The following is a 17,613-nucleotide window of genomic DNA, read 5'->3' on the forward strand; positions in this document are numbered from 1 at the left end:
AAGACCTTGCCATTGGAATTGTCCAGACTAATCACTTCTCGATCTATCTTACCTTACGTCCTAACTAAGCTGGCGATTGCTATAACATAATCCAATTGCAAGTCATGTAAACGCAAATTACCGTTCTCATCCTGTGATGCTAAGGATTTATCGACAAGCTCATTTACAACTTCGTGAGCATCATACTTATTTAAGTCTTCTGCTTCCCAAAATATTTGTAGTATTTTTTCTGGTATAGCTGTATCTTCGGGAAAGATAGCAAAATCAAAATATTTTTTCTTGATACGTGGTTCTAACGCGTCTACGCTGACCTGAATAGCTTTGAGTAAGTCGGGATAAGGATAATCCAGGAACTGTTGCTTAATTTTATCTAAATCAGCATTACGCAACCTATACAATACATATTCCCAACGGTCTTTCCCGCGCAACATTGCTCCCACCATCGCCAGAGCTAGGGGTAAGTTTCCGCATTCTCCGACAATTTCCTGTGCTTGCGAGGGTAGTGCAGCATTTTTCTCATAACCCGTCCACTGTGCTAAAAGTGTTAAAGCTTGACGATCGCTCAAAACTCCTAACTCATGTTTCTTAGCTCCCAAACAGCTAATTATCGAAGCGTCACGGGTAGTAATTAGCATTTGAGAGCGTCGTGAATCCAAAATGCTGTTAAAGGCTTTTAAGTGTTTTGAGTCCCAAATATCATCTAAAATCAACAAACAAGCTTTATCTGCAAACAGTTTTTGCAACCGCGCTTTTCCCGATTCAATACTTGTAAACGCAGCTTGATCGCCGTTCAAATACTCTGCAAGAAGAGATTGCTTACTTAAAAGTTCTGGTGTCTGTCCTAATGTTATCCAAAACACTCCATCAGAAAACGCCCTTATTATATCCTCATCTCTCCCTAAAGCTGTAGCTAATACAGTTTTGCCAATACCACCCATCCCTTGCAAGCCGACTCGGCGACTTGTAGCCGTAATTCCCACCGTTTTGTTTGTCTTAGAAAGTACTTTTTCTTTGAGGGGTTCGAGCTCTTCAGGACGGGGTTGATGGTGCGTTGGTAAACTCGGGACACCGAAGAGAATCTCTAAATTAGATTTGCTATCTAGTTGTTCTGTGGTCGATGATGAGGAGATTCCTAATTTTTCTTCAATATATTTAAGGTGTTGTTCAATTTTAGTTTGTTCATACTTGAGGTTGACGAGCTTAAATTTCCAGTAGGGTGAATTTGATTTTTGAGTTTCAGGGCGTAGATCTTCTAATAGTTTTAATTCTTGTAAATATCTAATAGAATTTCGTACTTTATCAATAATATAGTCGTCAATTTGCTTTTGAGTTTTAGCTTTACCTGTATTTTCACCTTTCTTTTCAGCTTCAGCTTTAGTTTTAGCGATTAATTGGGGGTTGTTTTGTTCAATAAGTTGTAGTAAAGCTTTTAATGTCGTACCCTCATGTTCCTTACCTTTTTTGTCTACGCTGACCCCAGTAACCTGCAACTGATTGTCATAAATCCATTCGACTTTAACTTCTTGTTGCACAGAGTCGTCTGTGTTTGGGTTTGATGCAAGTTTGAGTAGGGCTTTAACAAGAGTCCTGACGTATTCTTTAGCTAAGTCACTTTTAACAACCTTACCCACTCTTATCTTTACCTCCACCAGCGTTACCGATAAACCAGCTGTTTAGAAAATTCTTAAACCTAGAATTTATTTAGAGCTTATGTAATAAAACTTTACATATTAATGACATTCCCCTTGGGAAGAGCTTCCCAAGCATTTAAAATTCTATTATAGATAATTTGTGAGAATTGCTTGGGAAATGACTTAACCTTTTTTTCAAGCAAATAATTTCAGACTAGTACTCTGCCACATTGATTCTGACGGGTTTGTTTGTTGTCAAAACCCCCCCAAAGACGCCCGGTAAAGTCTTGATATTAAAGCGCTAAAGCGCTACTACGAACCTTAATTTACCTATCAAAATTAATGTGGCGGACTACTAGTACTGTGTCACACCAACTTTGCTTTGGAAGTTTGCTTGGTATTTTCCCCACCTTCATCATGTTGGGAAGTGATGGATGAAAAGGTCATAAATATAATGCTCTCACAATTAGGTTTCAATTTTCCGAACGAACAATATCAAATTCTTCGCAAGTTAGGGGAAGGTGGGTTTGCGCAAATATATATCGTCAAAGATATCAGCTTACCTAACCAACCAGAATGTGTTGTCAAAACACTGAAAACCGATTCTATAGAAGCACAGTATTTAGAAGACGCCAAAACTTTATTCCACAGGGAAGCTCAAATCTTAGAACAATTAGGCCTCACAACCAGATTCCGACATTCGTAGATAGTTTCCATAACTGTCAAGAACCCTATCAACAACCCTATATAGTCCTGGAATGGATAGATGGTGACGAGCTAGCTCGAGAACTAACTTCCGGAGAAACCAAAGATGAGGAACAAGTGATTTCTTTATTAATCGAAATTTTAGAAATCTTGGATTTCGTCCATCAGCACAAAATAATTCATCGCGACATCAAACCGAGTAACATCATCAGAAGAAAAAAAGATAATAAGTTAGTCTTAATTGATTTTGGTGCTGCAAAATTAATAGGTACCCAAACATCAACTCCCAAATCTACCGTGATGATAGGTACTCCGGGATATATTCCCCCAGAACAAGAACAAGGTAATCCCGACTTTAGTAGTGATATCTATGCTGTGGGAATAATTGGTATTCAAGCATTAACCGGGTTAAATCCCAAGGAATTAGAAAAAGATGAAAATACTGGTGATATTATTTGGCGAAATAAAGCACAAGTTAGTCCCGGTTTAGCCCAAATTTTGGATATCATGGTGTGCTGCAACTTCAACCAACGTTATTCTTCTGCTAAAGTTGCATTACAAGCTTTGAAAAAGTTACAACAAGCAACCGGTTTAACCCTAGTTGTTTCTCCTGGAAATAAACAAAAGGTTATTTCTTCTGGCGATCGCAGATTGTATACACCAAGTTCCGAATATACACCAAGTTCCGATAATCGTAATGAAAATATATTCATTGGCTTATTTATTATCGTATCCCTGTTGGTTGGAGCATTAATAACAGGAGAAATATATAAACTAGCTCAGCGAATTCATTTTCACGAACGTGCTGTATCCCTGTACGAGCAAGGGAATGTACATCATGCATCTAACCGGAAAGATAAAGCGATCGCAAATTACAAGGAAGCAATTAAATTTAAGCCAGATTTTTTCGACGCTCGCAATGCAATGGCTAAAATATTTGACGAGCAAAACAACAATCAAGCAGCTTTAGAGATATATGACAAAGTGCTTGAAAAAGATCAAAATAATCAGGATGCATGGAAAGGTAGAGCAAAAATTCTCCGGAAACAAGGAAGATATCATGATTCTACTATTTCACTCACCCAAGCATTAAAAGTCGCAGAAAACCAACCTGATATCTGGAACGCAATTGGTGAAAACTTCAGTAGTTTAAATTCAGATTCTCAAGCCCTCCCATATTATAAGAGAGCAACTGAATTGGATAAAAATTTTGGCTTAGCTTGGTTTAATAAAGGAAAAACACTACGTAATTTACACAGCTACGAAGATGCAGTCAAAGCATTAAAAAAAGCTACTGATTTAAAACCAGGTAATGCCACAGCTTGGTATTATTTAGGTGACTCCTTACATCAACAAAAAAAATACAGACAAGCAATTCGAGCTTTTGAGCAAGCAATAAAAATCAAACCAGATTATCAGCAAGCTAAAAACAGTCACAATAAAGCTCAAAAAGATTTAAACGCTTGTGGTATTTGGTGTAATGTTGACCCTTACCATTGGTTATGAATGATTATAAATCCTGTCTCCTGTCTTCTGCAATAATTTAATTAAACCGATAACCGAATTTGCGAACCCTGCTGAGTCTTATTTACCTCAATTCTCGCCTGAAAAGCTTCCTTAAGATGAGGCATGTGAGTAACTGTCAAAATACAAGCAAAATCAGGCGCGATCGCATTAATTGCAGCAATTAACCTGTCACAACCTTCAGCATCTTGGGTACCAAAGCCTTCATCGACTATTAGTAACTGTAATGCTGCGCCAGCTCTTTGAGCTAAAAGTTTAGCAAGAGCAAGCCTAATTGCAAAATTAATTCTGAAGGCTTCACCACCGGAATAAGTTTCATAGGAACGGGTTCCTTTTGCATCAGCAATTAAAATATCCAGGGTGTCGATTAATTTAGCGTTCTTTTTACTTCTCCGCTTTGTAGATTTTTGAGTGACAAATTGTACGTGCAGTTGATTTGCACTCAATCTTGCTAAAAGATTATTTGTCTGAGCTTCTAACTGGGGTAAAACATTTTCAATCATCAAGGTTTGGATGCCATTTTTACCAAAAGCCTGGGCTAACTCCTGATGTATGCGGTGTTGTTGGCGACAATTTTGTAATTGTTCTTGCTGCTGTTCCGACTGTGCTTGCAGAGTTTGTAGTTGATGAGCGAGTTGTTCTAAACGTCCTAGCTGTGAAAGGTATTCATCTAGTTGACGACGCCTTGATGCAATTTTTTGTTCTAAAGCCTGAATTTGGGATGCAGGATTTGCTGTTTGCTCCAGTTGCTTAACAATATCAGTAATTTGAGTTGCTAGACGCTGTTTTTCTCCCAATCTTGCTTGTAAAGCAGCTTTTAATTCTTGCGCTCTAGCCTGCAATTGAGGATATTGTTGCTGTGCAGATTGTAATTGTTGGTAGCTTAATTGCCAAGCTTGACCTTGTTTGAGAGTCCCACGCAGTCGACTGTGAGTTTCTCTGTCATAACCAATTTCTTTGATGCGAGCATCGAGTGCAGCAATTTCCCTCGCACATTCCGAGTTAACTTGTTCTTGTTTTATTGTTGTTTCTAACTGAGCAATTTGCGCCTCAAGTTGTGGTTTGCGTTGTGCAATCTGATTCTGACGTTTATTTGCTTCTTTAATTTGGCTTAATTTAATTTCAGCCCAACGCCATCTTTCTACTTCGCTGCGAGCAAGAACGTGGTCTTGTTCGTTGTAATTTAGTTCTTGGAGATGTTGTTCTAATTGAATCAATTGGTTTTGGGTATCGGGAGCATATTGACCGATTTGCAATGCTCTTTCTAATTTTTCCTGCTCTGCAAATAATTCTGCTAATTGCTGTTGAGCATCTGCAGAAGATTCCAACTGTGCGGCTAATTGTCCTCTGTGTTCCCGCAGTCGATCATAGCAAGATAATCTTTGCGAAACTTCGCGATATTCCTGACGCAAGACCTGAATTTCTCGGTCAGAAACCGCCATTTGTTCCCGAAATACCCACAATTGTCCTTCAGTATCCTGATATTCTAGCTTGGTTTTATCTACTACTCGATTCCAGTGGTGTTCGTCTAAGGGACGTTCGCATAAAGGACATTTAGCATCAGGATTTTGCAACATCAGCAATTTTTGCTCAAGTTCGCCCAGTAATCTTTCATATTCCCGTTGTTGGGCTTGTAAGCGCTCCATAAAATGGCGGCGTTCCTGTCCTTTTTCCTGTACCCGTTGCAGATAAACTCGGGTTTTCTCCATTTCTTCAATCTGGGTTGCTACATCCACCACCGCTTGTTGTAATTGTCCTTGGCGTTGGGAATGATGCTGCAGTTGATGTTGGGTTGTTTGTAGTTGCTCGATTTTTGCAACGATCCCAGCATGTACCCGGTCTAACTGGCTTTGCAATGTCGCCTTTTGTTGCAGTAGGGGAGAAACCTGCAATTGTAAATCATCTAAATATTTGAGGCGATTGCGAGCCGCATTCAGTTGTTCTAATGCAACTTCAACTTCATTAGATTTACTCAGCGTTTGTTGAATATCTCGCTCTTGTTGAATTAAAGCTTCTAACTGTGCTTGTCCTTGTTGAATTTGTCGTTCTAAAGCTTGGACTTGCTTCGCTAATTGCTGTTGTTTTTGTTGCTGAATTTGTCCTGCACGAGTGTATTCTTCAAATTTCGCACTCATGGCTTCTTCTTGGGATTGCAGGTTTTGATATTCGTTATATCCCGCTTCAATTTCAGCTTGGCGATTTAATATTGTTGTTAACTGAGATAGCTGAACACCAATTGATGATTCATCTTGGTGTAAGCGATCGCAATCCTGGGTCAAATTTTGCAACTGTTGGCGAACAAAATTTAACTGCTCTTCCCAATTTTGTCTTTGATGCTGAACTACTTGCAAACTCTGTAGTTCCACATTATCTAATGCTTGCTGTTGCTGAAACTGATTAATTTGTACTTCTAATTCTCGGCGTTGATTCTCAGTTTCCGAACGCTGTTGTAATTGAGTTTTAATTGACTCTAAAGAGCGTTTTAATTCCTCTCCCCGAACTTTAAATTGGCGGGAAAGTTCTTTTGCTCTATCTTCTAATTCATCATATTGGTTAAGCTTCAGTAACTCAGCTAAAATTTCCTTACGTTCCGAAGGGCGTTTGAGCATAAATTCATCAGCTCGTCCCTGACGCAAATAAGCTGAATTAATGAAAGTATCGTAATCCAACTTAATATACTCTACAATTAACTCCTGGGTTGCTCTTAAACCCTTAGCTGTAATTGCTCGCAAACCCTTGGGAGTTTCGATTTGAAATTCCAGCGCACTAGTAGAACCTCGATTGCGGGTGCGAATAACTCGATAAACTTGCTGGTTAGTTTCAAAGGTAAAATCAACCCGAACTTCTTTCGCTCCAGTTTGAATGACATCATCTTCCGAAGCTGCTCTACTCTCGCCCCAAATTACCCAGGTAATAGCTTCGAGCAGAGACGATTTTCCAGCACCATTAGAACCACATATGCAAGCTGTATGCAACCCGCGAAAATCCAAAGTTGCATCACGATAACTCAAAAAGTTTTTCAGAGAAAGCTGTATTGGAATCATCTAGGCTTCTAGGCCACACCTTAATTTTATTAGAACTTAGAAATTAAATTATATTTGCTTGTTATTGTTAGTTTAACTAGACAAAAATTATGTTTCTAGTCCTTAAGGAACTAATTTTACAAATGTTAACAATATTTTAAATGTTTTTTTTTCGATTGGGCTATTTTTTATTCTCATAATCAGAGAATAAACAAACTATTGCGATGATTCTATTGGTTTATGAGTGGCAATAGGATATTGTTTAAACTTCCTAAAAAAAATGGGGATCTGGGAAAGAAGAGGATTAGGGGGGAATATTTGGATAATTTTCCACAAACCCACACTCCAGAATCAATTTTTTAATCTTTATGTACCAACAGCCTATTAAGCGTTAAATTAGGCAATTTATCTACTCTTGAAGCGATTAATTTAGTTAAGGGACAATATTTTTATTTACTCGATTTTTTCTTGTTTGTTCATTTATGGGATTGAGTTGTTATAGGTATTACATTACAAAATCCCAATCATTGATTTTCGGCTTTATATTTTACCTTCACCACTTGCGGAATAATATCTATTCAGCGACGCTAATTATCAAGACTCAAAAATCTGACTTTTCAAATCCTCGAACTCTCGAATATTTACAAATCAAGATTTACAAGTTCAGTTATACATATTTAGTTTGCCCTACAAATCTACACATTTATTTTGCTCTGCAAATCTACACATTTATTTTGCCCTGCAAATCTATATATTTATTTTGCCCTGCAAATCTATATATTTATTTTGCCCTGCAAAAATTAACTAAATTCGATAAAGTATAAATCTGTGAAAAATTTAATCTTATGGAAGGTAATTAAAAAAATACCACCATGTCGCCTCCAGACAAATTGTTTGGCTAAGGTATAATTATTTCCTCATGGATAAATTTCCCCATAGATCAAAATATAGATGAAAAACTAAACTCCAGAACTCTTATTTAAGAATTGGAATATTAGAAACTGGAATATTAGAAACCAGAATCTTAAGAAGTAAAACTAAGAACTAAAACATGGACAAGCAAACAGTTACAGTAATTGGTGGGGGACTTGCAGGAACTGAAGCAGCATGGCAAATTGCTCGAGCTGGAATACCAGTAATTTTCTATGAAATGCGTCCGAATCGTTTCAGTGGAGCGCATCATAGCGAATATCTTGCAGAATTAGTATGTAGCAATTCTTTCGGAGCCATGGCTAGCGATCGCGCCGCAGGTTTGTTGCATGAAGAGTTGCGTCAACTTGGTTCGATTGTGATTGCTAAAGCTGATGAGCATCAGGTTCCAGCTGGTGGAGCCTTGGCTGTGGATCGAGGTGTATTTAGTCAAGATTTAACTTCGACTTTGGCTAATCATCCTTTAATTGACCTTCGTCGTGAGGAGTTACGCGCTATCCCTGAGGGAATTGTTGTTTTAGCTACAGGTCCCCTAACTAGTCCCGATCTAGCCGCAGACTTGCACCGCTTTACAGGAATGGAATATCTCAGTTTCTTTGATGCAGCAAGTCCAATTATTGTTGGGGAATCAATTAATCATGATATTGCTTTTATGGCATCCCGTTATGATAAAGGTGAAGCAGCATATTTAAACTGCCCTATGAATAAAGAGCAGTACCTGAGATTTTGGCAAGAACTACGTACCGCCGAACAAGTAGAATTAAAAGACTTCGAACGGGAAAACGCCAAGTTTTTTGAAGCTTGTCTCCCCATTGAAGAACAGGCGCTGCGGGGTGAAGATACAATGCGTTATGGACCTTTAAAGCCCGTAGGTTTAACTCCTCCTTCTCCTACTGGCTGGGGTACTTGGGAAAATCCTCCTGTCCCAACAAGTGATGGTGATGTAAAGAAAGAACGTCCCTATGCTGTCGTGCAATTACGACAGGAAGATAAAGCCGGAAAACTGTGGAATATGGTAGGGTTTCAAACTAACTTGCGTTGGGGGGAACAAAAGCGAGTATTTAGGATGATTCCTGGTTTGGAAAATGCCGAATTTGTCCGTTTGGGGGTAATGCATCGCAACACATTTATTAATGCACCCCAATTAATGCAGACAACATTACAATTTAAAGAGCGCCCAAGGTTACTAGCTGCAGGACAATTAATTGGTACAGAAGGTTATACTGCAGCATCTGCAGGTGGTTGGTTAGCAGGTACCAACGCTGCAAGAATTGCTTTAGGTAAAGAAGCTGTGAGCCTTCCAGGTACAACTATGATGGGAGCATTATTTGAATTTATCAGTTCCGCTTCTCCCAAACATTTCCAACCAATGCCACCAAATTTTGGTATTATTCCAGACTTAGGTAAAAAAATCAAAAACAAACGAGAACGTTACGGAAAATATCGCGATCGCTCCTTAGCAGATTTAGCAGCTTGGAAGTTGACAGTTTAATTTTATTTCTTCGCAAGATATGCGCGGTAGAGTGCGTTAGGCGCAAGTCCAGATAATTGCTTGATGCGAAATCTTAAAAGCGCCGTAACGTACCTGTTTGAGTATTTATTTGAATATTATTGATTTGAATATTGTTTATTGATGTTTTGATAATGAAGCCATAATAAATTACGGGAAAAGGTTCCAAGCGTTTGCCGATATCAAGATTAATGTTGATGAAATTTTAGGAAAAGGCTAAGTGAAAATTTGTTAAATATTAAACATTAAGCCTTAAGTAACTATTAAACTCTCATTAAAATAGCAGCTAATGAAACCTTTAAACTTGTTGCTTTAATACCATAGTTTGGAAGCAAGCTAAGTTTGTCAGTATCTCGCACTAATTGAACTATAAAATTTTTATCATCTAAATTATTTTGAGTACCTTCTGTGTATTCTCTTAGTAGTTTTTGAACTTGTTTTATATCTTTGTGGGAACTAAGTTTTTTGATACTATCTTTAACTTCTGTCGCTTTTAATCCTTCTGGGAGAGCATCCAATCTCTTCAGCCGTTTTTTGATTGAGTTGATACGTTCTGAGGTCATATTAACATTTTCTAATATCTCTTCTTGTTTTAGTTCTGCTGTCAACTTTCTTTTAACTTCAATTAATTGTTTGTAGAGTTTATCCACATTTTTCATGAGATATTTGGTAGAGAATACATCACCTGCATCTCGTGTTTTGAAAGCTGTAGCGATCGCTATTCCGTAACCATCTTTTTCTGCGGTTTGGTCGTTCCAAAAGATTGTTTGGGTTTGATTTGGAATTGCTTCTCCATTAGGTCCAAAATATTCTAGCGTTAATGCGAGTAATCCTGACGGTTCTTCTTTTTCTCCGTTGTGACGACCTAATGTAATCGGATTTGCTTGATAGTCTTCTCCCAATTCTTTGAGTAGTTTACTTAATTCTTCTGCGTATAAAACTTCATTTTGAGTGTAGAGGTCGCTGCTAGTTTCTTGTTTTGTATAAGCTTCTTCTTGAAGGTTATTTTGCTCTAGTTTTCTGGCTTTAACTAAGCTGTTAAGAAAGTTAATATATCCGGGTAGGACTTCATCATCAAATAAAGTATCGCCATATATGGAAGCTCCCAAGTTATCAACTTTAGTTACTATGGATATCTTTCCATCTTGCTGGTTTAATTCACCTACCAATTTTTTATTAAGGTTAGCAAGTCGAGAAGCTTGTCTTAATAATTGGTTTTCACTGTTAGCGTAATAGATATAAATGTTTTCGGTATGATGCTGTTTGGGGCGATCAATTCTACCTATTCGCTGTTCTAGAATCATTGGGTTCCAAGGGAGGTCGATATTAATCAGATAGTCTGCGTCTTGGAGATTTTGACCTACTGATAGAGTTTCTGAACCAATTAAAACTGATATTTGTTCTGTTATATTGGGTCGTTGTTCTGGTTTTTTACAATTGGCTACAGGTGCAAATAATTGAAAAACCTCGTTACGTTTTACACCTGTTCTATGTCTATCGTCTTTGTAAATATTATGTGGTTTAAATATCTTTGGAGTTGTTGAATTATTTGGGTAGTAATATTTAGTTGCACCAATTGCGATCGCAATACCTTTATCACTAATAATACTATCTCGGGTCATGTAGTGATAATAATCGATGACTGTATCGCTGAAGGTAGAGATTAAAAGTACTTTGTGACCTTTAGCAATCAGTTCTTTAACTTTATTGGTAACTTCTTCTCGCTTATGGTCGCGGACAAACTCACCTGACAACAGGTTTTGAATTTGTTCTAGTTTTTGCAGGTCGTCTTCACAATCTGCCAGAATTTTATGATAAATTCTTTGTGCTTCTGTTTTATTTTGATGTAATTTATCGATAACTGTGTCGATCGCACTCAGGAGTTTTTGGCGTTTTTGTTGTCTTTCTTGATTATTTTCTTCTTCTTCCTCTTCTTCCTCATAGTCTTCGTCCCACACCTCTTTGTCATCAAGGTCTAAAAAATTATTTTGATTGGTTTTATTTTCTGACTGAAAACGATAGTGAATCAATAAAAATTCTTTTAACCCATCTGCATCTGGTGAAACAGCTTCTAAGCGTTGTTGGAGTTGACGAATTTTATCCCCAAAGGTTTTGATTGTACGTCTTAGTGCATACATACTAGATTCCGCCCGTTGTAGGAAGAATCGGCGCTGGTTACCGAGCAAACTACGTTGTTCTACGTTACTTGTCAGGTAGCGAATGGGATCGGAAAAGGGAATATATAAGTTGTCTTCAAACTGGGTAAAAATTTGGTCTAGAGCTTGTTCTGTAGTAGGTTCAAATTGTACGGGTAGCCATTGAGCGACTCGTTTAGCATATAAATTCAGGTCTGGGGTAGCATCCCGCAGTATTTTACGGGTACGTTGTAGAAACAGTTCTCGGTAAGTACGACGGAATAATTCTGTGTTGTCAGTAAAATTTTCGATACCAGTTTCTCGATTTTGAAACCATGCTACTAATTCATGCTGAAAACCTAATTCCTTAAAACCTTGTGGACGATTGAGGAAAGGAGAAAGAATATTGTAAATATCTTCTCGTCGATTATTCCAGGGGGTAGCGGTTAAAAGTAAAAAATGTCGTTGTTTTCCTACTTTTTTATCTTGTTCTTGAACTTGCAAGCAGGTTTTATGAATGCGATTCCTATAATTGCGGATACCTTCGTGTGCTTCGTCGATAATTACTAAGTCGGGACCACCGTAACGATTGAAGTCGGTCAGAAAGTTATTACCTTTGCGACTCATCAGGTTTTTGTTGTAGAGTTCGTAGTCATTCGACTTAAAATCTAATTCTGCCATTTCTCGCTCCCAGTTAGGAAACAGTTTTTTGGCGGCTATGATGGCGATTTTAGCAGTGGTGTTATCTTGCTGGTATAATTTAGCAACTGTCGCTGCAAGTCTAGTTTTACCAAGCCCTACAGCGTCAGCGCAGACTGCAACGCCAAACCCTTGCATTACCCGCAGACAATGTTGTGCGCCGGATTTTTGATGTTCAAATAAGATATTTTGGTAAACTAGCCGATCTAGTAGATCGCTACTTTCTACTTGGAATTGATGGGGACGTTGCTGTGCTAACCAATACTGAAAATCTTTTGGTGTGCCGTGTTTACCTGCGAGTATAATTTCTACGGCTTGTTTAAATCCGGGAATTTCTGGGTATTCAGGAATTTTTAAAGATTTACTGACGGAAACTGGTTTCTTTGGGGATGTGTTGTAAGAACCCGTTTTGGTTTTGACTCGAAAATTATTAAGTTTAGTTGGTGGGCGATCGGGATGTACTTTAATTTTACCGACGATGGATTCAGGTTTTTTGCGATCAATATCAACTTTTACCAGCTCGTCATCTTTAACTTGAATCTCTTCTACCTTATCTAAGTTTGTACCCGTTATTTCTACTGTGGTGGTTTCTCCTGGAGTTAATCGATCAGGATTAACAGATTCTATTGTGGGTTGTTTAGCTTGGAAGCGTCGAGAACGTTCTTTTAGTACTTGCTGTAAAAAGTCTTGGCTGATATCAAATGTAATATCTTTTCGCTGCCATTCAGCATCAAATTGGCGAATACTATTATTAATTGCTTCTGAGTCTAGAGATTCCCAAGAGTAGAAAAATGTAACGCTTTCTGCATTTCTAGAATGGGCTGCGACGGTGAAATTATCCGAACCTTCATGCAGAATATGATTTTCTAGATCATCTGTAAAAATACCAGTTTTCTTGTGATAAATTGCTCGTCCCGAATCCATTTTCACGAGCTTTATTCGTAAAAATCCTAGACGTACCAGTTCCGCCATAATTTCTGTACCGGAAAAGGCATTATCTGACAAACCTTGGAGGAATTTCTCTAGAGTTCGTTGGGTAAATTCGGCACGATAGTAGGGGTTTTGTAGTTTTTCTAGCTCTTTAATATCTCTTTTTTTAGTAAACCCCATCCAATCCATTAACAGGCGAATTTGACTTCCCGTTTGTACAATTTGTTGTAAGGGCTGTTGATAAAGTTTGAGAATATCGCTATCAAAATAGCCAGTGGAACGACGATAGATTTTAGCGCGTTCTAAAATATTAGAAATTAAAGGATGATATTTATCTAGCTCATCTGGTAAATTGAATTTACGACGGCAACCTTTAAGTTCTCGAAAATTATTTTTTAGTAATGATTTTTCTTGAGTAACACTTTCTTTTTTAAGGAATTTTTCAATAATATCTAACTTGCTAGTTCTTAATAAAGTTACGCTAGGTAAATTTCCTTCTTGAAGGGGAGTATATTCAAAAATATTAGCGTTTTTAGGGTCGAGCCGCAGCAATTTTTCTGGAGCGTGTTTATCACCAATACCTAAAAAAGTGATGAAGTTATGCAGCAGATTGTCAGCATCCCGATGCTTGAAAACTAGCCAATATTGATTATCAACGCCTTTGATAGGGTTTCCTTGTGGTAGGTAATATGGGCGTTGATTGCGGATAATATCTTCTATGGCTTGTTCAAGCATTTGGGAATTTTAGATATTGGGTTTTAGATTATGAATTTTAAGTTACAAATATAACAGTTAATTCATTTTGATTCACGTCTAATTGGTAAAATCCGCACTCGAGACGTAGCTTGGTCAATAGTAACTAAAGCACCATTATTTAATTGTGTTTCAAACTGCTTAAGGGCTGAAATAACTAGATTTTCGATACTGACAGGCAAAACATCTTGAGTACGAACCTGAATGACACTAGTAGTCTACCAAGTCAACTTTGCCTGGTAATAGCGGATGCTGATAAACTACTTAAAAACATAGAGTTCAGGGCAGCATCATGGCGAAAAAATACATCGTGGATTTAAGCGAAGAAGAGTTATCATACTTACAATCGGTAACTAGAAAAGGTAAGCACAAAGCAAGAACTATTACCCGAGCCAAAATTCTTATTATGGCGAATGAAGGATGTTTAGATGCAGCGATCGCTTCAAATCTAAGAGTCAATGTTTCAACCGTTGAGCGAACCCGTGAAAAATTCGTAGTGGGGGGATTAGAATATGCGATAAAAGACCGTCCACACCCACGGAAACCTCGCAAACTTGATGGCAAGCCAGAAGCATTTTTGATAGCCACAGCTTGTTCTACTCCACCAGGAGGACGTACTCGTTGGACGATGCAGCTTTTAGCAGATCAACTTGTAAGTCTTGGTATGGTAGACTCAGTTTCTGACGAAACAGTGCGTCAAACCCTAAAAAAAACGAGGTAAAACCTTGGTTAAGGGAACAGTGGTGTATTTCTGAAGTCAACTCGGAGTACATCTTAAGGATGGAAGATGTGTTGGATTTATACAATGAGCCTTACGACCCAAAACGTCCAGTAATTTGCTTTGATGAGACTCCATATCAACTGATAGAAGAAGTTAGAACGCCGTTACCTCCAGAACCAGACCAACCGGAACGTTATGACTTTGAGTATAAAAGAAACGGTAACGTTAACTTATTTGCATATTTTCAACCATTAGTAGGTTGGCGACATATTGAAGTTACCCAGCGGCGCACGTTCGTGGCGCATGCCGCGCGTCTTCCAAAGTAGATTTTGCAAAGCAAATGAAGAATTTAGTTGATATTTACTGTCCAGAGGCTGAAGTAATTCGTTTGGTTGTTGATAATTTAAATATACATAATCGGGCCGCATTATATGAAGTTTTTGAGCCACAAGAGGCACGCCGAATAATACAAAAATTAGAGTTTCATTACACACCAAAACATGCTTCTTGGTTAAATCAAGTAGAAATTGAACTATCAGTTTTGTCTCGTCAGTGCTTAGAGCGAAGAATTCCAAAAGTACAAATATTAAAATCTGAAATTGCTGCTTGGGAGAAACGACGCAATGAAGAACGCGCAACTGTAAACTGGCGCTTTAAAACTACGGATGCCAGAAATAAATTTGAACGGTTTTATCCTGCTATTTAACCCCGCAAAGTTTGCTTGGCGAACTACTAGTATCACCGGTTACGGATTAATTAGTGAGAAAAAGCGGACGTTGTCACCAAATCATATCAAATCAAGATTATGCTCGGAAAAAATTTGTAGATGGTTAAAGAAAGCAATGATAATTTTTGTATACATCAGATACCTAACACTCATTGATATCTAATTGTTTGTAGTGTTGCTCGATCACTTCGTGCATTAATTGGAGTTAAAGCTAGAGCGATAAAAAAGGGAAAACAAAACCCAAAAAACTATGCAGGAAGCCCTAAAGCTTTCAATATTAGCGGTAACAGTTTATTACATGCTTCCACAACCTTAGCCGTATCAGGAAGACTCTTTAAGGTTGCATCAAACATTTTCATTGCTTTGCGTGCTAGTCCTTGTTTTCTCGTCGGTTCGTCCACTTGCTTAGCTTCTGCGAGAGCTTGAACTTGCTCTAGTAAATCAGCTTTATCTGGATCGAGTAACTCACCATCATTTTGAATCACTTCTTGAAGCTGAAGCAAAAGTTCTTTCAAGTTGGGTTGCTCGGATTCAGATTTATCTGGTAATTGATTAATTGCATTACTAACATTACCGCTAATTGTTCCTAAGTTCATTACCCCGCTTAAATCACCACCAACTAGACTACTGATATCGTTGATGTTTCCATCTGCGTTAATATTGATTCCTCTATTTTCGGTCACAACCATTTCTCCTTGAATCACTTGAATAGTTTCTGTCTGAACTGTTCTTGTCTGAATAAACTTCTCAATCGTACCTTTGAGAGTGCTAATCTCAGCATCTTGTTGAGCTAGTCTTAATTGAACTGCGATCGGTAACTCTTTTTTTATCCGACCATAATTGGCAAAATATTCATTACTCAACTCAGACTTATTTGCTCCAGGTCTAGTTTTAAACCTCAGATTCAAGCCATTGTGACCTCGTCGTTCCATTGCTACAAACTCTAGTTCTTCTTCCGGATGGTTGTCTGACAAATTTTTCAAAGCAATGGAAATTGCACGGGGGTCTACATCTTGACTGTGGTAGAGATCGAGAGTATCGAAGTAAGGTTTGATAAAATCAACAAACTCTCCATCAGCAAAAGTTTCCCGAAGATTATCAGGTTTTCTTAATGGATTTGGGTCGTCTTTTGTTGGTAAGCGCATGAAAACATATTCACAACGAACGCTCTCCAAGTTGGTAGTACTTGTAATTCCCCAATCCTCAATGTAAGCTCCTGTGAGTATTGCTCCTGTGAGGTCTGCACCATCCAGTTGTGTTTGCTTCAAGATACCTCTAGACAAATCAGCATTTCGTAAAATGGAGTGATTAAGGTTTGTTCCAATAAAACTAGCATCTTGCAAATTTGCGTCTTTTAGATTGACTCCTTCCATATTCAATCCGTCAAATTTTTGGTCTTGTCCTTGAAGAGTTGTGACTAATTTACGGATTTGATAATTTGCAAGATAAGTTGTTCCTAAACGGGAAAATTCTAAACCTTTTACATTATGCCAAAACGTTCGTGTTAAATTTGCATCACGAAAATCTGTATGTTTGAGAATAGAATCAGAAAAATTTGCATCGGTGAGGTTTGCACATCGAAATGAAGTTCCTCCAATTGCAGTCAAATTAATTGCCAATTTTGCAATTCCTGGGAATTTACTGTTGGATTTAAATACATTCAAACCGATAGATATTGCAGTTAATAAAATACTTATAGCTATGACAAAATCTAACCAGTCAGGTATTAAAATATTTAATTGATTAACCAGTATCAGAGCACTTATTACACCTATTAGAGCAGATAAAACCCCACTAATTAATATTCTTTTAGATAAAGTTTGACATGCAGAAATTGTGATACTGCTTAACCAAAGTGATAGAACTTCAGTAGTTACTGTGGCAGGGATATAGAGAAATGAATTAATAATCGAAGGGACATTAGAAAACAAAATTATGATGCCAGAGATAGCCAATGTTGCTAAACTTAATACCAAAAATACTGAGAAACCTCGTTTAAAAGTAATCACAAGTCCAAAAAGACTTAAAAATACAATTGCAATACCAAGAAGGAAAGAATCAGTTTTTGGATTAAGCAAGCCTGTAGAAAAAATAGCTGCTAATGCTGCCAAAAATCCAGAAAAACTTAGTAATACAAATAAAGTTAATGTTTTAACTGTCACTTGAATTAACGGTAATCCTGCATGACATCCAACAAAAACTTTTTGAGATAAGTTAGCATTTTTCCAACTAACTCCACATATATTAGTGTCTTGATAAGTACTTTCAAAGAAGCTATGTTGAAATTTGAAAAACTGTTTAATAAGTTTTTTCCCGTACATAGGG

At 37.7% G+C, this 17,613-nt stretch carries 8 protein-coding genes and 1 pseudogene; 4 read left to right on the forward strand and 5 right to left on the reverse strand.

Annotated features, from left to right (window positions below; all coding sequences use genetic code 11):
* Positions 1-53: 53 nt before the first annotated feature.
* The gene (locus BC008_RS25475) at positions 54-1,631 is read right to left on the reverse strand and encodes an NB-ARC domain-containing protein (RefSeq protein WP_027844676.1); all 1,578 of its coding nucleotides are present in this window, start codon (positions 1,629-1,631) and stop codon (positions 54-56) included.
* 454 nt (positions 1,632-2,085) lie between these two features.
* Here BC008_RS25475 and BC008_RS51535 point away from each other — a divergent pair, with 454 nt between their 5' ends.
* Both BC008_RS51535 and BC008_RS25485 read left to right on the forward strand, forming a co-directional pair.
* Positions 2,086-2,337 carry a hypothetical protein gene (locus tag BC008_RS51535; RefSeq protein WP_058184006.1) on the forward strand — a complete coding sequence of 84 codons (252 nt, stop codon included), beginning with the start codon at positions 2,086-2,088 and terminating at the stop codon, positions 2,335-2,337.
* Entirely contained in the window at positions 2,322-3,842 is a 1,521-nt protein-coding gene (locus tag BC008_RS25485) for a protein kinase domain-containing protein (protein ID WP_235595943.1), read from the forward strand. Before BC008_RS51535 ends, BC008_RS25485 begins: the two co-directional genes overlap by 16 nt.
* 41 nt (positions 3,843-3,883) lie before the next feature.
* Here the strand turns inward: BC008_RS25485 and sbcC are convergent, their stop codons facing one another.
* Positions 3,884-6,904, reverse strand: a complete 3,021-nt coding sequence (gene sbcC, locus BC008_RS25490; RefSeq protein ID WP_027844677.1) for an exonuclease subunit SbcC — start codon at positions 6,902-6,904, stop codon at positions 3,884-3,886.
* Positions 6,905-7,934: 1,030 nt separating this feature from the next.
* Here sbcC and trmFO point away from each other — a divergent pair.
* Positions 7,935-9,305, forward strand: a complete 1,371-nt coding sequence (gene trmFO / locus BC008_RS25495) for an FADH(2)-oxidizing methylenetetrahydrofolate--tRNA-(uracil(54)-C(5))-methyltransferase TrmFO (RefSeq protein WP_027844678.1) — start codon at positions 7,935-7,937, stop codon at positions 9,303-9,305.
* Positions 9,306-9,586: 281 nt separating this feature from the next.
* Here trmFO and BC008_RS25500 read toward each other — a convergent pair whose 3' ends face one another.
* A complete protein-coding gene (locus BC008_RS25500) occupies positions 9,587-13,822 on the reverse strand; it encodes a helicase-related protein (RefSeq protein ID WP_027844679.1) in 4,236 nt (1,411 codons plus the stop codon).
* Positions 13,823-13,884: 62 nt separating this feature from the next.
* Positions 13,885-14,022 (reverse strand): hypothetical protein, encoded by a 138-nt coding sequence (locus BC008_RS50745; RefSeq protein WP_201026180.1) that lies wholly within the window; start codon positions 14,020-14,022, stop codon positions 13,885-13,887.
* Positions 14,023-14,132: 110 nt separating this feature from the next.
* Here BC008_RS50745 and BC008_RS47635 point away from each other — a divergent pair.
* Positions 14,133-15,267 (forward strand): annotated as a pseudogene (locus BC008_RS47635) (IS630 family transposase).
* Between the two features lie 269 nt (positions 15,268-15,536).
* Here BC008_RS47635 and BC008_RS25515 read toward each other — a convergent pair.
* The gene (locus BC008_RS25515; protein WP_082650631.1) at positions 15,537-17,609 is read right to left on the reverse strand and encodes a pentapeptide repeat-containing protein; all 2,073 of its coding nucleotides are present in this window, start codon (positions 17,607-17,609) and stop codon (positions 15,537-15,539) included.
* Between the last annotated feature and the right edge of the window lie 4 nt (positions 17,610-17,613).

Source organism: Mastigocoleus testarum BC008 (assembly GCF_001456025.1).
Lineage (GTDB): Bacteria > Cyanobacteriota > Cyanobacteriia > Cyanobacteriales > Nostocaceae > Mastigocoleus > Mastigocoleus testarum.

Excerpts from the sequence above, each read along its gene's own strand:
- BC008_RS51535 (WP_058184006.1), top strand. The coding sequence starts at position 2,086 with ATGCTCTCACAATTAGGTTTCAATTTTCCGAACGAACAATATCAAATT.
- sbcC (WP_027844677.1), bottom strand. The coding sequence starts at position 6,904 with ATGATTCCAATACAGCTTTCTCTGAAAAACTTTTTGAGTTATCGTGAT.
- trmFO (WP_027844678.1), top strand. The coding sequence starts at position 7,935 with ATGGACAAGCAAACAGTTACAGTAATTGGTGGGGGACTTGCAGGAACT.
- BC008_RS25500 (WP_027844679.1), bottom strand. The coding sequence starts at position 13,822 with ATGCTTGAACAAGCCATAGAAGATATTATCCGCAATCAACGCCCATAT.
- BC008_RS25515 (WP_082650631.1), bottom strand. The coding sequence starts at position 17,609 with ATGTACGGGAAAAAACTTATTAAACAGTTTTTCAAATTTCAACATAGC.